Source organism: Puniceicoccaceae bacterium (genome assembly GCA_040224245.1).
GTDB lineage: Bacteria > Verrucomicrobiota > Verrucomicrobiia > Opitutales > JAFGAQ01 > JAKSBQ01.
The window spans coordinates 51,021-72,011 of sequence record JBEGIR010000017.1 but is presented as its reverse complement, the minus strand read 5'-3'; the positions used below and the strand labels follow the sequence as shown (position 1 = coordinate 72,011).

The 20,991-nt window shown below is 55.0% G+C and carries 18 protein-coding genes; 7 read left to right on the top strand and 11 right to left on the bottom strand.

Annotation, left to right across the window (positions count from 1 at the left end):
* Positions 1 to 43 precede the first annotated feature (43 nt).
* Together ABQ298_02665 and ABQ298_02660 are read right to left on the bottom strand one after the other, a co-directional pair.
* Complete coding sequence (locus ABQ298_02665) at positions 44 to 1,924, bottom strand: ATP-binding protein (protein MEQ9823266.1); 1,881 nt, start codon at positions 1,922 to 1,924, stop codon at positions 44 to 46.
* A gap of 137 nt (positions 1,925 to 2,061) precedes the next feature.
* On the bottom strand, positions 2,062 to 3,108 hold the full coding sequence (locus tag ABQ298_02660; protein ID MEQ9823265.1) for an FAD:protein FMN transferase: 1,047 nt from the start codon (positions 3,106 to 3,108) through the stop codon (positions 2,062 to 2,064).
* A gap of 220 nt (positions 3,109 to 3,328) precedes the next feature.
* On the opposite strand from ABQ298_02660, the gene fbaA reads away from it, so the two are divergent.
* The 3 genes from fbaA to ABQ298_02645 all read left to right on the top strand — a co-directional run bounded on the left by fbaA (position 3,329) and on the right by ABQ298_02645 (position 6,861).
* Entirely contained in the window at positions 3,329 to 4,396 is a 1,068-nt protein-coding gene (gene fbaA, locus ABQ298_02655; protein ID MEQ9823264.1) for a class II fructose-bisphosphate aldolase, read from the top strand.
* A gap of 279 nt (positions 4,397 to 4,675) precedes the next feature.
* Positions 4,676 to 5,845: an ATP-dependent 6-phosphofructokinase gene (locus tag ABQ298_02650; GenBank protein ID MEQ9823263.1), complete on the top strand. Its 1,170-nt coding sequence runs from the start codon at positions 4,676 to 4,678 to the stop codon at positions 5,843 to 5,845.
* Positions 5,846 to 5,895: 50 nt separating this feature from the next.
* Positions 5,896 to 6,861 (top strand): cation diffusion facilitator family transporter, encoded by a 966-nt coding sequence (locus tag ABQ298_02645; protein ID MEQ9823262.1) that lies wholly within the window; start codon positions 5,896 to 5,898, stop codon positions 6,859 to 6,861.
* Positions 6,862 to 6,918: 57 nt separating this feature from the next.
* Here the strand turns inward: ABQ298_02645 and ABQ298_02640 are convergent, their stop codons facing one another.
* The gene (locus tag ABQ298_02640) at positions 6,919 to 7,542 is read right to left on the bottom strand and encodes an outer membrane beta-barrel protein (protein ID MEQ9823261.1); all 624 of its coding nucleotides are present in this window, start codon (positions 7,540 to 7,542) and stop codon (positions 6,919 to 6,921) included.
* On the opposite strand from ABQ298_02640, the gene ABQ298_02635 reads away from it, so the two are divergent.
* Positions 7,541 to 7,768 carry a hypothetical protein gene (locus ABQ298_02635; protein ID MEQ9823260.1) on the top strand — a complete coding sequence of 76 codons (228 nt, stop codon included), beginning with the start codon at positions 7,541 to 7,543 and terminating at the stop codon, positions 7,766 to 7,768. The genes ABQ298_02640 and ABQ298_02635 overlap by 2 nt on opposite strands.
* Positions 7,769 to 7,919: 151 nt before the next feature.
* On the opposite strand, the gene ABQ298_02630 is transcribed toward ABQ298_02635, so the two are convergent.
* From ABQ298_02630 to ABQ298_02620, 3 genes are all read right to left on the bottom strand, one after another.
* Positions 7,920 to 8,915, bottom strand: a complete 996-nt coding sequence (locus ABQ298_02630) for an NAD-dependent epimerase/dehydratase family protein (protein ID MEQ9823259.1) — start codon at positions 8,913 to 8,915, stop codon at positions 7,920 to 7,922.
* A gap of 11 nt (positions 8,916 to 8,926) precedes the next feature.
* Entirely contained in the window at positions 8,927 to 10,642 is a 1,716-nt protein-coding gene (locus ABQ298_02625; protein ID MEQ9823258.1) for a fatty acid CoA ligase family protein, read from the bottom strand.
* A gap of 97 nt (positions 10,643 to 10,739) precedes the next feature.
* Positions 10,740 to 11,900 carry an ATP-binding protein gene (locus ABQ298_02620; GenBank protein ID MEQ9823257.1) on the bottom strand — a complete coding sequence of 387 codons (1,161 nt, stop codon included), beginning with the start codon at positions 11,898 to 11,900 and terminating at the stop codon, positions 10,740 to 10,742.
* Between the two features lie 174 nt (positions 11,901 to 12,074).
* Here ABQ298_02620 and ABQ298_02615 point away from each other — a divergent pair, with 174 nt between their 5' ends.
* On the top strand, positions 12,075 to 13,583 hold the full coding sequence (locus ABQ298_02615) for a glycine--tRNA ligase (GenBank protein ID MEQ9823256.1): 1,509 nt from the start codon (positions 12,075 to 12,077) through the stop codon (positions 13,581 to 13,583).
* 59 nt (positions 13,584 to 13,642) lie between these two features.
* Here ABQ298_02615 and ABQ298_02610 read toward each other — a convergent pair whose 3' ends face one another.
* A complete protein-coding gene (locus ABQ298_02610) occupies positions 13,643 to 14,770 on the bottom strand; it encodes a hybrid sensor histidine kinase/response regulator (protein ID MEQ9823255.1) in 1,128 nt (375 codons plus the stop codon).
* A gap of 75 nt (positions 14,771 to 14,845) precedes the next feature.
* Here ABQ298_02610 and ABQ298_02605 point away from each other — a divergent pair, with 75 nt between their 5' ends.
* Complete coding sequence (locus tag ABQ298_02605; protein MEQ9823254.1) at positions 14,846 to 15,238, top strand: response regulator; 393 nt, start codon at positions 14,846 to 14,848, stop codon at positions 15,236 to 15,238.
* A 111-nt stretch (positions 15,239 to 15,349) separates the two neighbouring features.
* On the top strand, positions 15,350 to 16,576 hold the full coding sequence (locus ABQ298_02600; protein MEQ9823253.1) for an FAD-dependent oxidoreductase: 1,227 nt from the start codon (positions 15,350 to 15,352) through the stop codon (positions 16,574 to 16,576).
* A 101-nt stretch (positions 16,577 to 16,677) separates the two neighbouring features.
* On the opposite strand, the gene ABQ298_02595 is transcribed toward ABQ298_02600, so the two are convergent.
* The 4 genes from ABQ298_02595 to ABQ298_02580 all read right to left on the bottom strand — a co-directional run bounded on the left by ABQ298_02595 (position 16,678) and on the right by ABQ298_02580 (position 20,856).
* Complete coding sequence (locus ABQ298_02595; GenBank protein MEQ9823252.1) at positions 16,678 to 17,466, bottom strand: dienelactone hydrolase family protein; 789 nt, start codon at positions 17,464 to 17,466, stop codon at positions 16,678 to 16,680.
* Between the two features lie 93 nt (positions 17,467 to 17,559).
* Positions 17,560 to 18,375: an AraC family transcriptional regulator gene (locus tag ABQ298_02590; protein MEQ9823251.1), complete on the bottom strand. Its 816-nt coding sequence runs from the start codon at positions 18,373 to 18,375 to the stop codon at positions 17,560 to 17,562.
* An 89-nt stretch (positions 18,376 to 18,464) separates the two neighbouring features.
* A complete protein-coding gene (locus ABQ298_02585; protein MEQ9823250.1) occupies positions 18,465 to 19,496 on the bottom strand; it encodes a DUF1080 domain-containing protein in 1,032 nt (343 codons plus the stop codon).
* Between the two features lie 124 nt (positions 19,497 to 19,620).
* Positions 19,621 to 20,856: a glycoside hydrolase family 27 protein gene (locus ABQ298_02580; GenBank protein MEQ9823249.1), complete on the bottom strand. Its 1,236-nt coding sequence runs from the start codon at positions 20,854 to 20,856 to the stop codon at positions 19,621 to 19,623.
* Positions 20,857 to 20,991: the final 135 nt, after the last annotated feature.

Genomic DNA, 20,991 nt, shown 5'->3' with positions numbered 1-20,991 from the left:
CAGCAGGGATGCCACAGCTCTACTTGTTTGCACCAGCTCCCCGTCAGCGCGACGCTGTGCGTTCGGTGATGCAATCCATCAGCACACAGTCATAGCGTCGGCGCTTCAACCGTTGTAATGCAATGACCCCATTCTCTGCTACGTCTACCTCGTGCCCCATTTTATTAAGCAGAATTGTCGAAAGTTTGCGGTTCGTCAGATTGTCCTCCACGAGCAGAATGTTGAGTCCTGCCCTATCGTTCTGCGAGCACCTATCGGTTGCTTCCCTGGCAGCACTGGACACAGGCAATTGCTTGGCGTGCATTTTTTCCCAGATCAGTTCCATCCGGAATGGGTAATACAAAAACTGCGTCACACCCAGCGATTCAAAACTGGAGCGGGTGGCGTCGTTGACTTTCAGTAACACCAGCACACGCGACACTGAAACGGTTGCGTTCTCAATCCAGCAACGCAGCTTTTCCACACATTTGGCACTGTTCTCAAACGCATCGACGACAACGATGACATCGGGGTTGATCGGATCCATGGGCTGCTCCAGTTCGCTGCAGCGCAGCACCACCTCGAAACGACGCACACCCTTGCAAAAATGATCCCGAAGAGGCAAATTTGAACTGATGAGCAGCAGATCACCTGATCTTCGCTGGGGTTCCATCAATTCAGCCGATGCAGAGTTCACGACCGGAGCCGGAATCCGGAATGAAAAGCGGGATCCCTTTCCCGCTTCACTCTCGACCTGGATTTCCCCTCCCATCAGGGTCACCAGGCGGTGACAAATCGACAAACCCAACCCGCTCCCATCCCGGCGGCGCTTGCTCGATCCATCCACCTGAACGAAGGGAAGGAACAGGCATTCGAGGTGGTGTCTGGCAATGCCGACACCCGTATCCTCCACGTCAAACTGCAGTCCTGGTCTCGATGCACCCTCGCTTTCCAGATGAGTCGGGCGGACCCGAAGGGTAATCTCACCGTGCTCGGTGAATTTCACTGCATTCGCCAGCAGATTCACAATCACCTGCTGCAGCCGGACCGAATCCCCCAAATACATGTCAGCAAGCCCACTGTCAAAATCGATCAACAACCGGATCGGTTTCTGGGCCGCCCGTGAAACCACCTGCTGCATGCAGGAATCCACCAATTCCACCAATACCCAGGGTTCCTCCAGCAAATCGATGCGGTCGGCTTCAATTTTTGAAAAATCCAGAATGTCATTGATGATCGTCAGCAGGGATTCCGCGCTGGAGTGTATCGTCTCCGCAAAAAACCGCTGTTCCTGAGTCAGGTGTGTATCCATCAGCAAATCCACCATGCCAATGACCCCGTTCATCGGAGTGCGAATTTCATGGCTCATGTTCGCAAGGAACTCTGATTTCAATCGCGTCGAGGCCAAAGCTTCGTCCCTGGCCCGCTCCAGGGCTTCATTTGTCGCATTGAGTTCGGTCGCCACTGCAAGCAGTTGCTGATTTTTTTCGGAGAGTTCCTGTTCGTGGCTCTGCAGCACCTGCAACTGTCGGGTCATCAACTCATGCTGAAGCTTTGCCAGTCGATGCACAGGAATCAGGCCATGGAACGAACCATCCGACAACGTCACGACAATATCATCATAGTAGCAATGCTCTTCCCGGGAAAATGCCTGGTTCAGAAGTTCTGAAATCGGGATCGACGCATCCACCACCAGAACCGGCTCCATCAAATGTCGCTGAATGGGGTCTTTTGAAAACAAGTCAAAACCATATCGGTTCGACATTTTGGAACGCAGTTCACGGCTCGCGCACAAACCGACAAAGCGATTGCCATCCACCACCGCCAGAAAGCGCAATTGGGACCGATGAAAATACTGATTGGCCTGCTCGAGCGGAAGCGTCAGCGGGATGGAATCCCGTGTGTGAATCAATTTGGATAGGCTGGAGTCGCAAACAGTGGGCATGAGCGAAGAAAGATGACAGGCACCCGGATATCCAGTTCGCATCAGGTGCTTCTTCGATCTTCGGCAGATCTTCGATTTTCCACAGCCTCGCTGTGTTACGTTCAGGCAACAATGCCGTAACACAGGCGTGAAGGAACTCAGGGATGCGCGACTCCCAGCTCGGGAAATCCCGGAGTATGCACAACCGCAAGTTCGTCTCCGCCCGCCTCCCGCATGAGCAGATGCGCCTCGACTCCTGCAGGCAGTAACTCCACTCCCCGCCGACCCAGCACACTCAGGGCGGTCGCCCACACATCGGCCTGCAATGCATTTGGTGCAACCACCGTCACTGTCGGCACCTGTTCAGTCGGATACCCCGAAACCGGATCCACGATGTGGGAGTAACGCTTTCCTTCGATTTTGCGATAGCGCGCGTAGTCACCGCTCGTACAAACCGCGCCCTCGCCCACCAGTTCAAATTCACCCAGCAGGCCGTCGGATCGCGGGTCCTTGATCTGAAAGTGCCACCCTCCGGAGGCCCGGGCGGAGTTCCCATACACTCGCACATCCCCACCAACATCAACCAGAGCACCGTCTACACCCTGCGCCACCATTGCCTGCAATGCTGCATCGATGGCATATCCCTTCGCGATGCCACCCACATCGACCGCAACCGATTCAGCGTGTCGGATCGCTGTTCGCCCGGATGCATCCAACTCGATGAGACTCCACGAGGATTGCTCCCGTGCCTGCGCTATTGCAGCCGCATCCGGCAGCACTCCTTGCTCGGCGGCCCGCTTCCAAAGTTCAATCAGCGGTCGACACGTCACATCAAAGGCGCCCTCAGTTTGCTCAAAGGCCTCTTTTGATGCCTGGAGTATCTCCCAATTCACCTTGGAGAGTTCAAACGCTCCGGGAGTTGCGCGATTGAAACGACTCAATTCAGAGGCTTCGATCCAGTTACTTGCGAGGGATTCAATATAGCGCAACTGAAACTCCGCTTTATCCAGGATCTTCTCTGCTCGCTGCGATTCCCGATAGTCCAGCATCACCAGCAGGCGGCAACTCGTGCCCATGATGCCCTCGGGCTGCCGTTCGAATGCCGCCATGCGGGTCGTCCCTCCGGATTGCGTTTTCCAAAGCGCAACTGCCAGCAACAGCAGTCCAGCGCACCAAACTCCAAGAATGTAATGTCTTTTCGCCATGCTTCTCGCGTGTCCGTGTCAAGCCTCACACCTTCAGTTCGCAAACACAAGCGTATCCCTCGATGCCCTTTCGGTGCAATAAGACATGCTAACGTTTGTGAAATCACGCATTAGCTCCCGTGTTGCCCAGATGGGGATTGACATTCCCCTGGCTTTAAAAATGAATCAACTTTCGCATGCCCCCTCTCAGGGCACTTGAACACAATTACAGGAGAAACCTATGGGCGCTTTAGATATCGTAAAACCCGGCATCGTCACAGGTGACGATGTGACCAAACTTCTCAACTACGCGAAGGAAAACAACTTTGCCCTTCCGGCAGTCAATGTTGTCAACAGCGGCTCGGTCAATGCCGTGCTCGAAGCTGCCAAGGCAGTGAACTCACCGGTGATCGTGCAGTTCTCCAACGGAGGCGCAACCTTCTTTGCGGGCAAGGCATGCCCCGCCAAGAACAAGGATGTGATCGGCGCGATTTCGGGTGCGTACCACGTCAAGCGCATGGCCGAAGCCTATGGCATTCCCGTGATCCTTCACACCGACCACGCCGCACGTAAACTGCTGCCCTGGATCGACGGTCTGATGGAAGAAAACGAACGCCACTTCAAGCAGTTCGGCTGCTCGCTCTTCAGTTCTCACATGATCGATCTGTCCGAAGAACCTCTTGAAGAAAACCTCGCCACCTGCGTTTCCTATTTCGAACGCATGGCCAAGGTCGGCATGACGCTCGAAGTCGAGCTGGGCGTAACTGGTGGTGAAGAAGACGGTGTGGACAATACCCATGTCGACAATGCATCCCTCTACACTCAGCCTTCCGAAGTGGATGAGGCCTACACACGCCTGAGCGCGATCAGCCCGAACTTCACGGTCGCCGCTGCCTTTGGAAATGTGCACGGTGTCTACAAACCGGGCAATGTGAAGCTCACTCCGATCATCCTGAAGAACTCGCAGGATTTCATCCAGGAAAAGCACAAGACCGCTGCCAAGCCCGTCAACTTCGTCTTCCACGGCGGTTCCGGTTCCAGCCGCTCCGAAATTCGCGAAGCCGTTGGATATGGTGCGGTGAAGATGAACATCGACACAGACACCCAGTGGGCAACCTGGGAAGGCGTGCTCAATTTCTATAAGAAAAACGAAGCCTACTTGCAGGGTCAGCTCGGCAATCCAGAGGGTTCCGACGCCCCCAACAAGAAGTACTACGATCCACGCGTCTGGCTGCGCAAGGGCGAGGAGACCATGGTCGATCGCCTCAAAGTTGCCTTCGAAGACCTCAACGCGATCAACCGCAACTGAGTGTTCGTTGCTTCAAACTGCGAATTCAAAAACCCGGCAATTTGTAAATGCCGGGTTTTTTCTTGTGCGCATTCATGGATAACCCCATCGCTGCCGCAGGTTCTGCCTTGGGCGTGCAGCAATGGAAAAAATGACGGAAACTTCGAGTTCCCGTGGGATGTTCTCCTGCTCCATCAACGGTGCACAACGCAAGCACGATCTGAATCCCGACACGAGGGAATGCACGGCTCCCACAACTATGGGGGTGACATCTGCTCGCCAATAGCTAGACTGGAGGGCATGAGTCAGAAGAAAGTGAAATGCATCGGCATCCTGACCTCCGGTGGCGATTGCCCGGGTCTCAACGCAGCGATCCGGGGAGTTGCCAAGGCCGCCATGCACCACGGCATTCGAGTGGTAGGGTTTCAGGACGGATTTCGGGGACTCGTGGAAAACCGGCATGTCAATCTGGAGTCCCTCCAGGTCAGCGGCATCCTGACACTTGGTGGCACCATTCTCGGCTCGAGCCGCGACAAACCCCGCAAGATGAACATGGGTGGAGAAATCATGGATATGACGCACGTTGCGATCGAAAATGCGCACCGCAACCAGATCGACTGTCTCGTCTGCCTTGGGGGAAATGGAACACAAAAAAACGCAATGCACCTGGCCAGCACGGGTGAGCTGAATGTGATCACCCTGCCCAAAACCATCGATAACGATGTTTACGGAACCGATATCTCCTTTGGCTTTGACACGGCAATGAACATTGCCACCGAAGCCATTGACCGGCTACACACCACCGCCACCAGTCATCACCGCGTCATCGTCTGTGAAGTCATGGGACACAAGGCCGGATGGCTTGCCCTCGGGGCCGGACTTGCCGGAGGAGCCGATGTCATCCTGATCCCGGAAATCCCGTATGACATCGAGGTCATCTCCGAACACCTGCTCTACCGTCGCAGCACCGGACGTCGCTTTTCAATCATCGCTGTGGCCGAGGGTGCCATTTCCCAAAAACAGCTTGATTCCGAAAACAAGAAGACTGCGGAAAAAGGAAAAAAGAAGGGCAAGAAAAAACAATCCCCATCAAACTCAGAATCCGAGCAGGAGGATGGGCACTTGCTGATTCGCGAACCCATGGCCAACCGCATCGCCCGCAAGATCACTGCACGCACCGGGATTGACTGCCGCACCACATCGCTCGGCCATGTGCAGCGCGGCGGTTCACCCTCTGCCGCGGATCGCCTCCTGACCACACGCCTTGGCACCTGTGTCGGCCACATGCTCGAAAAACAAAAATTTAATGTGATGATTGCACTTCGCGGCGATCAGTGTGTGCCCGTGCCACTTGAGGAAGTGGCAGGCAAAACCCGGCGGGTAACTCTGGAACACGACTGGATTCAGACCGCGCGCTATGTGGAAACCTGCATGGGGGATACCCGCCCGCACCTGCACCACTCATTCTGACTCCGACTGCGTCGATCTTCCATCCCCAACAGCCTGTCATCCTGTCTTGCATGAAACACACTCATGAGGCAATGCCACCCACAACTGCTGACCAGCAGACCCAGCACAACCGCGATGATCGGCGATGGATGTCGATTTCCCTTGCCGTTGCGGTCGTGCTTCTGGTGGTCAAACTGACCGCCTTTGCCCTGACCCGTTCCACCGCCATTCTCGGAGATGCGGTTGAGTCCATCGTACACCTGCTCGCGGTGGTATTTGCCTTCTACAGTGTTCGCATTTCCCAACGTCCTGCCGACAGAACCCACCCATACGGACACGCAAAAATTTCGTTCTTCAGCTCGGGCTTTGAGGGCCTGATGATCACACTGGCTGCCCTCTACATCGCCTGGGAAGCCATTGCTGCCTGGATCCGCAATACAGAGGTTTTACGCATCTCGGACGGCTTAGTGCTCAGTATGGTGGTTCTGGTTTCAAACCTGATTCTGGGGTTTCTCCTGCTGCGGGTCGCCAAGCGCACCCGTTCCATCATCGTGCGTGCCAATGGACTTCACATCCTCACGGATGCGTGGACCAGTGTCGGCGTCTGGGTGGCGCTCTTGCTGGTGCACTTCACCGGGTGGAATCGCTGGGATCCCATCGTCGGCATGCTGATTGCCATCAATATTTTTGTGACGGGCTACCGCCTCATGCTCAGGGGTTTTGATGGCCTGATGGATCGGGCCGATCCCGCCGTTGCCAAAAAGCTGCACGAGACGCTGGAGGCCTCCTGCGCCCAGTGGAACATCAGTTACCATCGGCTCAAGTTTCGCGATGTCGGTGACACTCTCGATATTGATGTTGACCTGCTTTTTCCCGATCAGATGAGCATCAAGCAGGCCCATGAAATCGCAACCGATATCGAACAGGCCATGGCGGCGAGCATCCAGGGCAAGGCCATCATCAGCACCCACCTTGAGCCTGCCAAACATCACGCCCAGATTCACCCCTCAAAACAGGGTAATCCCGGGAAAAATTGACACTTTCCCGACAACTCCACGGGCCAGGCATCTGCCAATATCGTCAACGCATCGTGCTTAGAAGTGTAGCTCGACTGACAGGCGATTTGACTGCACCTTTCGGTCACCAATGACGGACTGCGCCCATTGCCCACGCACCGAGATCCGGTCCAGCACTTCCCATTTGGCTCCAAATCCGAACTCCAGCCCATGGTCCCCGTTGGAGATGTGTTCCACGGTGGCTCCGATACTCTCCGAAAATCCACCTGAAAAATAGCGGTCAAAATCATAGTAGGCATACCCACCTGTTGCATAGATGCTGAATCCAAAGGTGAGCGGATACTCCGCCACCAGCATTGCCGAATAGCGCGCAAAATCCACTCGCTCCCGGTAGTTTGGAGTACCGATGGACACCACTTCATCTGAAAGTTTGTAGTCGGCTTCCAGCTCATTGAACTGCGCATACGCGATCTCAATCGCAAAGACATCCCCAAGATCCAGCCCCAGGTAGGCTTCGTAAAATCCCTGATCATCCTCGGCTTTCTGACCCGTCAACAGCAACGGATCCTTCACTTCATCGCCGACGTACCGGGCAATACCGTAGCCCACACCGACATAAACCGGAAAGGTTTCAACCGCACTCAGGACGAGCGGCAGCAATAGACTGGGAAGGATAAAAGAGAAAAAACGAGTTGCTTTCATGATCGTTGAAAATTTCCGCATGGTAATAGTGCAAGCCAGTCACAATGACGAGCGAAAAACCGGGCCATGTGCGGTTCAGTCCAATTTCTTCAGAAAAACTCCTCCATTCGCATTGCAAACTCCGCAAGTATTGAATTTATTTAAAGGGCTTTCCTTTTCAGCAATGTCCACCTCCTCTTCTTCACCTGCAATGCAAGCATTTGCTCCATTTTTTCACCTTCGCTGACACTTGGGAATTTTGTCGTGCAATCTGATCACGACAAGCAAGAGATAGAAAGAGATAGTGTGTTAGCGTTTCACGAACCTTGTTCGTGAGAACATTGAGACAGGAGCCATCCTTTCATCGGGATGGCTCCTCCACATTCGAGATCACTGCCCTACAAGTCGCTCAAGTAGCGGATCAAATCCGTGCGCTGCGATGGCGTAACGCTCGGATGATACCCGAGATCCCTGCACGCCGCTGAAATATCAAAGTAGTGATGCTTGGAAAGCTCGACTGCTACAAAACGCGTCATGGCAGGTTCCCCCTTGGTGTGAAAGGTGTGGTACCACGCCTCCATGCACGCAGCAGCTGCATACGCCACCGCAAACGGTACGCGCTTGCGAATCGGATTCATGCCCAGTTCCAACAGCAAATTCTGAATCCACTGCCAGAGAACGACGGGTTCTCCATCTGAAATGAAATAGGCCTTCTGTCGAACCTGCTGAGCATTTTCCATCAGTTGCTTCATGGCAAGCAGGTGAGCATCTGCAGCATTGTCCACATGTGTGAGATCCACACGGTTGGTGCCCTTTCCAACAATTTTGAGTCCCCCAGCCCTGGCTCTTCGCAACAGGCGCGGTAACAGATGGGGATCTCCCGCACCCCAAATCAGGTGGGGGCGCAGTGCCACCACGTCGAGATCAGCAGCCACATCATCGCCCAATACCCAGGCCTCCGCGAGCTGCTTTGTATGGGCATAGTGACAAAGCCAGTTGCTGCCGTAGGGAAGCGATTCATCCGCCCCCTCAATGGCTTTTCCCGAAAACACCACACTGGGCGTGCTCGTATAGACCAGCTTGCGCACACCATGCAGCTGGCAGGCATGCACTACATTGAGCGTCGCCTCCACATTGCTCTGGTAAAACGCTTCCCACGCGCCCCAGACTCCAGCAAACGCAGCTGTGTGAAAAACCACGTCCACTCCCTCAAAGGCAGACAAAATCTCGATTTCATGGCTGAGATCCCCCTGGATGTAGCTCACACCCTCAATTTGCTGAATCACTGCAGGATCCGAGCGCTGGATCGAGCGAACCTCATGTCCCTCCTGTATTAGGCGCCGGGCAATGTGACTGCCGAGAAATCCGTTTCCTCCGGTGATCAGAACTTTCATGATGACTGCGCTTAGTGGGATGCGTGAAAAGGGATCGGTTCCTGTTTTTGAATCGTCCGGCGAAGGGTCAATCGATGGATTTTGGCGTTGTGTCGCACATCCACCGGAAGGGACCTCAGAAAGTATACCATCTGTACCGGTGTATGCAACCCGTTGCTGCGCAAGTGCTCTGCGAGCATTGCAGCAAATGCAAACCGCGCACCCCTGCTGCGAGGCCAGCTGCCTTCGACAGGTTGCACGACCAGTGCGATGCGATGGGCATCCCCCGAATGCGGTTTCGCTGCATCCACCAAGGCACAGCGCTTTACCTGCGGATGTGTCAGAAAGGGACCTTCCACCTGTTCGGTAAACAGATCGTTCCCATCCTGAAGGTGGATCGCCTCGATCCTGCGGCCACAGAACCAGAGGCGCCCCTGCTCATCGAAATAGCCGACATCCCCCATGCGATGCCAAACCTTCCCAGCGTCCAGAATTTTGGCTCCTGCCGTTGCCTCGGGCAGCTGATAGTATTCGCGTGTAACCGAGGGGCCATTGACCACAATTTCTCCCACTTCACCCGGCTTGGGTTTCAGCGCAAGGTCTACCGGGCGACCATCGAGCGGAGCCAGCCTCACGGTGACCGCTTCAAGTGGTTTGCCCACACAGATCCCCGCTCCACGATCTGTCAGCGCAGCCGTGCCGGAGAGCACTTCCTGACCCGAAATCAATGATACAGGCAAACATTCCGTCGCACCGTAGGGTGAGATCAACTGCCCCTGTGGAAGGATGCGCTCGAACTGACGGTAAAGTTGCGTAGGTGCCGCCGCACCCGCCACAAGGATGCGGCGGAGCTGAGGAAACTGAATCTGCTGCTGATCACAATGATCACCAATCTTACGCCACAGCACAGGCGATCCAAAGGAATTGGTGACCTGATATCGCTGAATCGCGGCAACGATCTTCACCGGATCAACACTTGCCGGACGACTGGGATTGATCTCCGGCAACACAGTGGTCATGCCCATTGCCGGATTAAAAAGTGCAAAGATTGGCAGCATGGGCAGGTCCACCTCACCTGGCTCAATATTCAGCTGCTCGCGCAGCAGGCGGATCTGGGCATCAAACATGCCGTGTTCGTAACAAACTCCCTTGGGTGCACCCGTTGATCCCGAGGTGAACAGCACTGCAGCAGCATCTGTGGATTGTGTCACTCCAAGATCCTGCGTTTGCAGTGAACCTGCACGATCAAGTTGGGCAAGCAGGGAGCGTGGCTGCACGACGATGCGCTTCTCAATACTGGCAAAACTCTTCGGAAACAATCGACTCACGCAATGTGCCAGCGGAATCCCGATCAGGCCAACCGGAGCACTTTGCGCGACCGCTCGTTTGAATTTCCCAAGCCCCATGCCAGGGTCAATCACGATCGGAACCACTCCCAGGCGAAACAGCGCAAAACAAAGTGTGATCAATTCCATGCCCGGTCGCACCATCAATAATACTCGGTCTCCAGGCTCCAATCCCTGCTGCCGCAGCCAAGCCATGCACTGCAGCACCCGTTGCTGCAGATCGGAAAACGTCCAGATACACTCCCGCTTCAGCTCTCCGTTTCGATGCCAGGTCGCCGTGATCAGTCCGGGACGATGCAGCAGCTCACGAGGCAGCCGAAACAGATGATTTGCGACATTCGCATCACCTTGCAGCCTCGCGGGCAATGCACGCATCGCATACTGCACGCCGACCTCACTCACTGCATGCTCCTTCCCCGATAGCGCAAAACCGCACTCCCCTCAGGTGGCAGCTGATCCACCACTGCAAACTCCAACACATCCTCAAGGTGGGCATGGTTCAGTCCGGATTCAGAATCGTAGCAACCAGTTTTTGCAGGTCCTTCAGCGAGTAAGGTTTCTGGATGGAGCCGGAAAAACCAAAATCCCGGCAATGCAGCATTGCTGGATCATTGGCGTGTCCGCTCGATACCACCGCCTTCACCTCCGGATCGATCTCTCGCAGCCTGCGTACGGTTTCGACGCCCCCCATTCCACCGGGAATCGTCAAATCCATGATCACCAAACGGTAGGGCTTACCTTGGTCCATCGCACGCTGATAATTCTCGATCGCGTGCTCTCCATCATCTGCAAATTCGACGTCAAATCCGAACACACCGAGCATGTCCCCCAATGCCTGTTGCACCATGGCTTCATCATCCATGACAAGGATGCATCCACTGCCATCGACGGGCTTGCTCGGCTGCGGCGTCACTTCGGAATCCAGCTTATCCAGCGCTGGCAGCAAAAGCGTGAAGGTCGAACCCTGACCTTCCTCCGACTCCACATGAATCGTGCCACCGTGTTTTTTGATGATATAAATACAGGAGGCGAGTCCAATCCCGGTTCCCTCCTTTTTGGTCGTGAAGTGCATCTTGAAGATCTGCGTGAGGTTCTGCTCCGGTATGCCCACACCATGGTCTTCCACACTGACTCGCACGTAGCGTCCCGGTCGCAGGCGATACTGGGATTGCTCGGTCACCGTGAGATTTCCCAGCCGAACCGTGACCACACCGCCTTTTGGCATGGCCTGCTTTGCGTTGACCAGCAAGTTGTTGAGCACCTGCATCAGGCGGGTCTCATCCCCATGGACAAGGCAAAGGTCCGAATCAATGACCACCTTGGAAGAACAGGAACTGCCACCGATCATCATATCGACAGCATCCCGCACCAGTCGCGCCATGCTCACTTCAACCAACTCGCGCTCCCCACCCTTGGCGTTGGCAAGCATCTGCAGCGCCAGCTGGTTCGCATGGCGCGCCACCCGTTCCGCCGCCTCAATAAAGGGATAAGCCTGATCTTCGGGATTACTCCAGTCCTTCGCGATCGCCAAGTTGCCCAAAATGCCAGTGAGGATATTTTTGAAATCATGAATAACCTCCGTGGTCATCATTTTTTCAATATCCTCACCCATGCAACCCTCGAGGTTTTTCAAGGGATCCTTATGGCTTGAGTCCGTCATGTAGCGTTCGCAGTCGGCACGTTTGCAGCAATGTAGATTTCCTTGGGAAATAATTCAATCACAATACCTTAGCATGAGAATACTCGTTAGTCGCAAGCCCATGTTTGCCGGGCATGGCATGCCCAACGAAGGCTTGACGCCATCAGCGACACAACCATGCTTGGGCGTTTGATCATGTCGACTGAACTTCTTACAATGGACACTCTCGTATCCCTGCTCAAGCGCCGCGGATTCATTTTCCCGGCTTCCGAGATTTATGGAGGGATCAACGGATTTTACGATTATGGCCCACTGGGAGTGGAGCTTCGCCAAAACCTCAAAAATGTCTGGTGGAAAGAAATGGTACACCAGCGCGATGATGTGGTCGGCGTCGATTCCACCATCATTCAGAGTGCCAAGGTCTGGAAGGCCTCAGGTCACCTCGACAATTTCACGGACCCCCTGGTGGACTGCAAGGCTTCGAAAATGCGTTACCGCGCCGATCAGCTCTTTTACGCCCAGGTCAAGGTCGATGGAAATCAGATCGGATACGTCTGCGTTCAGGAGGGAGCCGACACAGAGAAGGAGCTTGAGGCAAAGGCTCAGGAACTCAAGCGCAAGGCCGGTGTGCAAGGCCAGCTTGACGCGCTGGAGATCAGGGAATTTACCGAAGCTGCTGATGAGGAAATCCCGTTGATTCCATCGCCCGCCACCGGAAAGCCGGGTTCCCTCACTCCGCCCCGTGCCTTCAACATGATGTTTCAAACCTTTGTGGGTGCACTGGCGGATGAAAACTCCAAAACCTACCTGCGACCCGAAACCGCGCAGGGAATTTTCACCAATTTCAAGAATGTCGTCGACTCGTCCCGCGTGAAACTCCCCTTTGGAATCGCGCAGGTAGGCAAGGCATTTCGAAACGAGATCACACCGCGCAATTTCATTTTCCGCTCCCGCGAGTTCGAGCAGATGGAGATCGAATATTTTATTCCCGGCGATGACGACCTCTGGCCAGTCAAACACCGGGAGTGGATTGACCTCTGCATCGACTGGCTCGTTGGCATCGGCATCCCGCGGGAACGCCTGGGTGAGCACATTCATCCCAAGGAAAAACTGTCCCACTACTCACGTGCAACAACGGACATCACTTTTGATTTCCCGTTTGGACGCCAGGAGCTGTGGGGCATTGCCGCTCGTGGAAATTTTGACCTCAGTCAACATCAGGAGCATTCCGGCAAGAATTTGGAGTATTTTGACGAAGCTCGCAAGGAGCGTTACCTTCCGCATGTGATCGAACCGTCTGTCGGAGTCGACCGCACCATGCTTGCTGTGCTCTGTTCTGCCTATGCCGAAGACGAGATTGATGGCGAGCGCCGCACTCTGCTGCGCTTCCACCCCAAAATTGCTCCTGTCACAGCGGCCGTATTCCCGCTGGTCAAGAACAAGCCCGAGATTGTGGAAATGGCGCAGCAACTCTATCGCAAGCTGCAGCGCCGCTGGAATGTGTTCTACGATCAGTCCGGAGCCATCGGTCGTCGCTACCGCCGCATGGATGAGATCGGCACACCCTTCTGCATCACGGTGGACTTTGACTCTCTCGAAAATGCAACCTTCACCGTGCGGGATCGCGATACGACCCAACAAACACGCATGACTGAGGCCGAAATCCTTGCCCACATTGATGCGAGCATGTTTGGCGATGCGTAAGTGCGGGTGCTGTCAGTGCCTTTCAGACTCAATGTGCTGAGTTAACCTGCCAGGCATATTCACTCCTGTGCAAGGGGTTCCGCACTTCGGAACCTCAACATCATGGTGGTTCCGTGATTGCGGTTGTCTGCGCTCTTGGCGGTGGAATCAATCGCAATACCTCCACCGTATACCGTCATCAATTTGCGAACCAGTCCCATCCCGTAACCTGTGCCCTGTTCATTCAGAGTGCCGGCCCGTCGGGTCACTTTGCGCGGATTGAAGATTTGGGGCATGAGGAACTCGGGAATGCCCATACCGTAGTCCTTGATGCGCACCTCCACGATGCCATCCGATTCAGTCGCACTGATCTCCACCTTGGAATTCGGGTAGGAAAATTTGATCGCATTGCTCACCAGATTGCTGAACACCACATTGTTCAGCGAAGTGTGCTCCGACTGCACATACAGATCCTCCGGGATTGAATTTATCACCCGAATTCCCTTGCGCTGCATCACCTCGGCAAAATCGTCCAGCACACTGTCCATCTCGCGGCGTATCAGGATCGGTTCCAGGCTCAGCTGAGATACATCTTCCTCCAGCAAGCCTTTCTTGCGAACCAGTTCGATGGTATCGAGGCATTTCTGCATGGATTGCCGCAGCCGCGGCCCCATGGTGAGAATGTCGGCATCGCCCGCTTCGACCAGCTCAACCAGTCCTCGGCAAGCCACCAGTGGATTGCGCAGATCATGGGCCAACACATGGATGAGTTCCTGCTGCTCCTGGATCTTGAGCTTGATCGCGTCCGCATCGTCGAGGCGGCGCACCTGGGTGTTCACCCGTGCATTCAGCTCAGCCGCCTTGAAGGGTTTGGTGATGTAATCGACTGCACCAGCGTTGAAGGCCTCGGTCATGTACTCCATCTCATCGCTGGCAGTGAGAAAAATCACAGGGATGCCCCGGTAGCGAGTGTCTGCTTTCATGATGCGCAATACATCCAGTCCACTCTTGCCTGGCATCATGAAATCCAACAGCACGATATCGGGACTAAAGACATCCAGTTGCGTCAGCGCCTGATCACCCGAAGTGGCAATCGCAAGTTCATAGCCGGACTTGCCAAGAATCTTGTTCAGCACAGTGCGATTGAACGCGATATCGTCCACAATCAGGATTTTGCGCTTTGAAGTGCCTCCGTAGTCGGCCATCATGATGAGAAGAATTGAATGAGGTTGCCTTCATCCCGCAGCAGCGAGACAAATGCCACCTAAGGAATCGGACAAAATGTGAATAAGCCTAAGCAAAAAGTTCCAGAATCTGTTCTGATCGTTGAAGATAGTGAAGAGTTTCGCCTGCTCTACCAAACCATTCTCAAGAGCATGGGAGTGAAGACCATTCGCGAAGCCGCTGATGGGATCACAGGATATCGGGAATTTGTGCTCAATGAGTTTGATCTGGTGATCATGTCCTACAGTCTGCCGCGAAAATCCGGGCTGGATACCCTGCTCGAAATGAAAGCAAGCAAACTGCACTCCCGTATCATCATTCTCACCTCCGAAAACGATAAAAAAACCGTGCTGAGCTGCATCCGCGCCGGTGTGGACTACTTCATCCAGAAGGACTTGTCCGTGAAGGAGATGAAACAGAAGTTACAGGAAGTCTTTAACAAGATTCTGTAACCCCGCTTCAGAAATCGCTCAGAATAGAACATTTGTGCTTCATAAATTTAGAATATTCTTATATTTTAATATTTGACCTTTCTCGCACGAATCCCACGATGGTTTTCAGCTATGAAATCAAGCCCATTCGAAGCTTCTGTCACACCCGAATCCGCAACACGACGACCCATCCTCATCATCGGTGGTGTCGCTGGTGGTGCCAGCGCAGCAGCACGTCTGCGACGCCTGGACGAGTTTGTGCCCATCCTCATCATCGAGCGCGGTCCCGACGTTTCCTTTGCCAATTGCGGACTTCCCTACTATGTCGGTGGGGAGATTGAGCAGCGTGATCAGCTCGCCGTGCAAACACCCGCATCGCTCAAGGCCCTGCTCAACCTGGAAGTGCGGGTGCGAACCGAAGCCGTTGCCATTGATCGCAGTCGGAAAATCGTGCGTGTTCGCGATCTGGAGAGCGGAGAGGAATCCCTGCTCCCTTACGAAAAGCTGATCCTCACTCCGGGAGCCTCTCCCGTGGTTCCTCCCATACCTGGCATCGATCATTCCTCCATCTTCACCTTGCGCAATCTGCAGGACATGGATCGCATTGTTTCCAAAGCCGTCGATGCACAGCACGCTCTTGTGGTCGGAGCAGGATTCATCGGCCTCGAAATGGCCGAACAGCTACACCACATCGGCAAAAAAGTGACCGTTGTGGAACTCCAGGATCAGGTCTTACCGCAACTCGATTCTGATATGGCACTTCCCGTTCTCAAAGCCCTACGCTCCCGTGGAATTGAAGTCTATCTCTCTGATGGTGTGAATCGTTTCGAATCCAACGGTAACCAGGTCAGCGCTATCTTGCAAAGCGGAATCCGTGTGGAAACCGACATGGTTCTTCTATCCATCGGCGTGCGCCCTGAAAACCAGCTGGCAAACACCGCCTCGCTCGAACTCGGAGAACGCGGACACATCCGCGTCAACCCGTTCATGCAGACAAGCGATCCCGATATCTATGCTGCAGGGGATGTAGTCGAAGCGCGGTGCGCCATTTCCGGGCAACCCTCAAACGTGCCGCTGGGCGGTCCCGCCAATCGCCAGGGACGGATCATTGCCGATCACATCCACAATCCTTCCACCGCACTGCCCTATCCTGGCTCCATCGGAACCGCCATTGTCCGCGTTTTTGCGGTCGCCGCCGGTATCACCGGACTGAACGAAAAACGCCTGAACGAACTCGACCGGAAACTCCCGGTCCTGACCGTCTGCAGCTATGGGAAAATGAGTTATTTTGCCGCTCGCATCCTGCAGCAGCACGATTTTCAAGTGCGCAGCTTTGCTGGCGGAACCGAACGTTTCTGAACTACGAGTTTACAACATCAGTCAGCCGCAGGTGGTCAATCCCGTGCGGCTGACTCCACGATAGCAGCAATTGTCAATTCGCCAGCGGATAGCGGCCCTGCTTAGTCCCAGATCTCATCGAAGAGATCGTCCATCATCTCAAACGCTCGTTTGGCTGTGCGCTTGTCATAGCGTGCTCCATCACTGTTCGCAGAGGGGTCCGTGAACGAATGCACCGCACCGCTGAACTGAACGAGCGTCCAATCCACTTGCGTCGCATTCATGACAGCCACCCATTCCTGCACATGCTCCTGCGGCACATAAGGATCCGCTGCCCCGTGCAGGACCAGTACCTTGGCTTGCGTATTGACAGCATCGGAAGCAAGTGTCGGCGAAAGCAGATCCCCGTGGAAGGATACCACCGCATCCAGATCGATGCCAGAGCGTGCGAGTTCGAGAACCGTTCCACCTCCAAAACAGAAGCCAATGCCCGCCACTTGTTTTGCGTTGAGTGGAATCTCACCTGACTTCCCGTGTTCGCGAAAAACTTCGAGTGCCTTGGCAGCACGCGCACGCATCAGTGCACGGTCCTCGCGCAGTTTGCCCGCTGCCGCTCCAGCCTCACCACCGTTGGTGGGTCGAACAGCAGTGCCATACATGTCGACCATCATCACGACAAAATCATCATCAGCGATCTGCTTCGCTTTCTTCAGTGAGGCTTCCGTCGGCCCCATCCAGTTCGGGACCATGAGGATGCCAGGCTTGGCTTCATCGAGTTCCCCGTTCCATACGATCGTGGATTCGAAGGTCACGCCATCGAGTTCATAGGAAACGGTGCGCTGTTGAAACCCCGCATACAGGGAACTCACAGATAATGCCAGACAAACAAAAAGGGTAATGGATTGCTTCATACTATCAAGATACGGACAGAGCTGACAGCGCAACCGGAGTGTTCGGATTCCAGGACCCAGTATTAGCAGAACTTCCTTCCGTAAAACCCATCATTACGTCTCGTGCTCCCTGCGGCTGCGCTCGCGATACTGGCCCGGCGTCATCCCAAAATGCCTGCGAAAAGCCCTGCAACAGACGTTACTGCTCGAAAATCCGCTGGCGTGCGCAATGCTTTCAACGCTTTTTTCCGTGCTGCGCAGTAGAAATGCGGCATTCTCAAGCCGAAGGTGACGCAGTACCGCCCCCGGAGCACATCCATATTCTTGCTTGTAGCACCGCATGAAATGCTCACGACTCATGCCACAGCGCTCTGCAATGGTTTCCACGCTAATGGCGTTGCGAAACTGATTCTGAATCAGGTGACTGCCATACTGAAGCGGACGCAGATCCCGCGCTTCCTCCACCTGCTCACGGTACATCGCGGTGAACAGCAAGGTGATCAGCTCAAGCTCGTGGTAGCGATCCCGAAAGGTGCGCTGGGTGAAGCGTTGAAACAGCTCGTCAAATGCCTGACATGCCTCTCCTTTGGGATCCATGGATAGCACCGATCCAAAGTCAGCCCGCAGGCGTTGAAACAATGGAACAACCGTCGGTCCCGGATCAATCGACAGGTAGCGATGCCGATAGGGACGGATCGCTTCCGGAGGATATCCATAGACCGTCGGTTCCCGTTGGGTGAAGATCATGATTTTGCCCAGAGGCACGAGACGACGTCCACTTGCATCCTGCCAAAACGCAGCTCCACTGAGGGTACGCTGAAGATTGATGCGATTGACTTCCGTGCGCCTGGAATTGTCCCAGTAATATTCGGGACCGAGGATGAGTTCCTCCGCTCCTCCATCCACCAATGGAAACACTGCAAAATCCATGAACAGATTCAAACGCAATGCAGCTCACACGGCAATGCAAGCTTCGACTGTCCTGCAATACGACCAGGCACCTCAGGCATTGCCCTTGTCTACTGATCCAGCACGGGACGCAATTGCAGATTGCGGTATTCCACACCAGTGTGATCCCCTTGCAGGTAGATCGGGCCGGGTCGCAGTTCATCCGCCCATAGCGCACCGCCGGTGATGCCGGTCAGAGCCTGATTGTCGATCACGACAGTGCCGTTAAGCCGCACAGTCACATGGCGATCCACGAGCATGATGTCCATCTGTTGCCAGGTGCCTGCAGGACGTTCCGCCCGCGTTGCGGGTGCGATACGGCTGTAGATCGCTCCCATGTTCAGTGCACTTGCGTCCCGGTGCGCACTGTCGAGCACCTGCACTTCGTACACCCCGCGCAAGTACACCCCACTGTTGCCTTTTTCAGGCACCCGGACCTCAAAGCTCAGGGAAAAATCTTCAAACTCCGCCACAGTGCGCAGGTTCCCATAGTGGATGTGAGGCTCCCCTTCAGTCTGAACCGGATCGTTGACCAGCACCCCGTGCTCGGTAACGCTCCAGCCGTTCACGCTCTGCGGATCCGTCAATTCCCATCCGTCCAGGCTGCTGCCAGCGAGTAAATCCACCGCCTCCCCAAAGCGCAGCTTCGACAAATCCGGACGCGGCGGCAGTTCCGGAATCCGTACTGCGCTGAAGGCTTCTCGCACCAACGCTCTTCCATCCGGCTGCGGCGAAAGGTATTCGCCCCTCACCTGCTCCGCGTCCGCCTCGAGGCGCCAAGTCTCGGTCAATTGCTGGGTGCGGACCACCTTGCCTGCGGCATCTTTACGTTCAATCTGTCGCACCCTCGTCACCCAAAGCAGATCCCCGTCGAGCGTCACGCTCGACACCGCAGCCACGCTGCCCCATCGCCACAGTATCTTTCCATCCAGGTAACCGTCCTGCTGCGTGATCTCGAGCCAACCGGCACCGCCGCCCTCCCGAGTCAGCGCCCATCGGCCCTGCCAGTCGGGATTTGTTGCACTTGCGTTTATTGGAAACACAGCCGCCACAAGACAGGCCAGTGCCAACCCGATAGAAAACCGCTTCGTCTGCATTCGCATCAGCCTCGTGCAATGGCACCCATTGCGCAAGCGCAATGCGCGCGGAGTCCCGGCCCATAGGCCTCATCGGCTGGCATTCCCCAGCCGATGTTTCAAAACTCAGTTGTTTACAGCATAAAGGGTATCAGCCCGCACGATTACTCAGTCGCATGAACCAGGTGTCGTGAGATTTGACACGCTTGGAGAGTGCTCCTTCGTTCGTGCCTAGTGACTGTTTATCCCAGATGTCAAAGATTTCGAAGTGACCGGAAAGGTGTCGCTCGAGGCGTTCCCACTCCAGGGTGATGTCGAGATCCTGGTCACTGTCGTTGAGCACACACACCGCCCAGTCTCCCCCCTCCAGCGGACGAATCCAGATTTCATACTTATCCGGCACGATGCCATAGCGCCACCCAGGTACTCCGAGTGGATCCTGATTGATCGCAAGTGCCTCTTTGTCTGTCAGTATCGCTGCGATCTCGTCGGACATGATGCGCAGGTCATTGCCAGCCATCAAGGGTGAGGCCACCATGCACCACAGCGCAAAATGCGAGCGCGATTCAATGGTGCTGAGTCCGGCATTGCCCACTTCCATCATGTCGAGGTCGTTCCAGCCATCCGGCCCTGAGTACTGTCCCAGACCATCCCTTCCGCCACTCGAAGGCTTTTTGTTGTGGTACAGGTCCAGAATTGACTTCCATCCGCGCGACCACTCCTGTTCGCAGTCCCAGCAGTCATAAATATCGCCCGACACACGCCAGAGGTGCCCGACCTGCTTGCCCCAAAGCCAGGGATCGGCGGTTCCCCACTCGCAGAGACTGAACACAATCGGACGCCCAGCTTGATAGAGCGCATCCCGCATCGTCGTATAGGCCTCGATTGCATCGCGTGTTCCGGTGGCACACCAGTCGTATTTCAAATAATCCACACCCCACGACGCAAATGTCCGGGCATCCTGATACTCATGGCCCATGCTTCCGGGATACCCGGCACAGGTTGTCTTGCCCGCACAACCGTAGATGCCAAACTTGAATCCACGCTCATGCAAGTAGTCTGCAAGGGCTTTCATGCCGCTTGGAAATTTCTCAGGATCAGCAACCAGATTTCCCTCAGGATCCCTCTCCCTGAGCGACCAGCAGTCATCGAGCACGATGTAAACATAGCCAGCATCACGCATACCGGTGCGAATCATCGCTTCCGCAGTATCCTTGACGAGTTGTTCGTTGATGTGGCTCTCAAAGGTATTCCACGAGTTCCACCCCATGGGTGGAGTCAGGGCCAGCCCCTCAAACTTCTGCGCCTGCAGAAGGGAAGAGGGAAGCAAGCAGGTAAGCGACGCCACCAGGGCACCGCAAATCCGATTACGCAGCAATTGTTTCATGATATTCGGGGTTGAGTTGGGATCGTGTCATCCGAGCGGCACCTGCCGCTCGCAACGTCCACGATGTGACACTACCGTGCCCATGAATGGAAACAATGTTCCCCCTTCAAAATATCACAAAATGTGTACTATATT

Coding starts and splice junctions, on each gene's coding strand:
- ABQ298_02665 (MEQ9823266.1), bottom strand. CDS start 1,924: ATGCCCACTGTTTGCGACTCCAGCCTATCCAAATTGATTCACACACGG.
- ABQ298_02660 (MEQ9823265.1), bottom strand. CDS start 3,108: ATGGCGAAAAGACATTACATTCTTGGAGTTTGGTGCGCTGGACTGCTG.
- fbaA (MEQ9823264.1), top strand. CDS start 3,329: ATGGGCGCTTTAGATATCGTAAAACCCGGCATCGTCACAGGTGACGAT.
- ABQ298_02650 (MEQ9823263.1), top strand. CDS start 4,676: ATGAGTCAGAAGAAAGTGAAATGCATCGGCATCCTGACCTCCGGTGGC.
- ABQ298_02645 (MEQ9823262.1), top strand. CDS start 5,896: ATGAAACACACTCATGAGGCAATGCCACCCACAACTGCTGACCAGCAG.
- ABQ298_02635 (MEQ9823260.1), top strand. CDS start 7,541: ATGATCGTTGAAAATTTCCGCATGGTAATAGTGCAAGCCAGTCACAAT.
- ABQ298_02640 (MEQ9823261.1), bottom strand. CDS start 7,542: ATGAAAGCAACTCGTTTTTTCTCTTTTATCCTTCCCAGTCTATTGCTG.
- ABQ298_02630 (MEQ9823259.1), bottom strand. CDS start 8,915: ATGAAAGTTCTGATCACCGGAGGAAACGGATTTCTCGGCAGTCACATT.
- ABQ298_02620 (MEQ9823257.1), bottom strand. CDS start 11,900: ATGACGGACTCAAGCCATAAGGATCCCTTGAAAAACCTCGAGGGTTGC.
- ABQ298_02615 (MEQ9823256.1), top strand. CDS start 12,075: ATGTCGACTGAACTTCTTACAATGGACACTCTCGTATCCCTGCTCAAG.
- ABQ298_02610 (MEQ9823255.1), bottom strand. CDS start 14,770: ATGATGGCCGACTACGGAGGCACTTCAAAGCGCAAAATCCTGATTGTG.
- ABQ298_02600 (MEQ9823253.1), top strand. CDS start 15,350: ATGAAATCAAGCCCATTCGAAGCTTCTGTCACACCCGAATCCGCAACA.
- ABQ298_02595 (MEQ9823252.1), bottom strand. CDS start 17,466: ATGAAGCAATCCATTACCCTTTTTGTTTGTCTGGCATTATCTGTGAGT.
- ABQ298_02590 (MEQ9823251.1), bottom strand. CDS start 18,375: ATGGATTTTGCAGTGTTTCCATTGGTGGATGGAGGAGCGGAGGAACTC.
- ABQ298_02585 (MEQ9823250.1), bottom strand. CDS start 19,496: ATGCGAATGCAGACGAAGCGGTTTTCTATCGGGTTGGCACTGGCCTGT.
- ABQ298_02580 (MEQ9823249.1), bottom strand. CDS start 20,856: ATGAAACAATTGCTGCGTAATCGGATTTGCGGTGCCCTGGTGGCGTCG.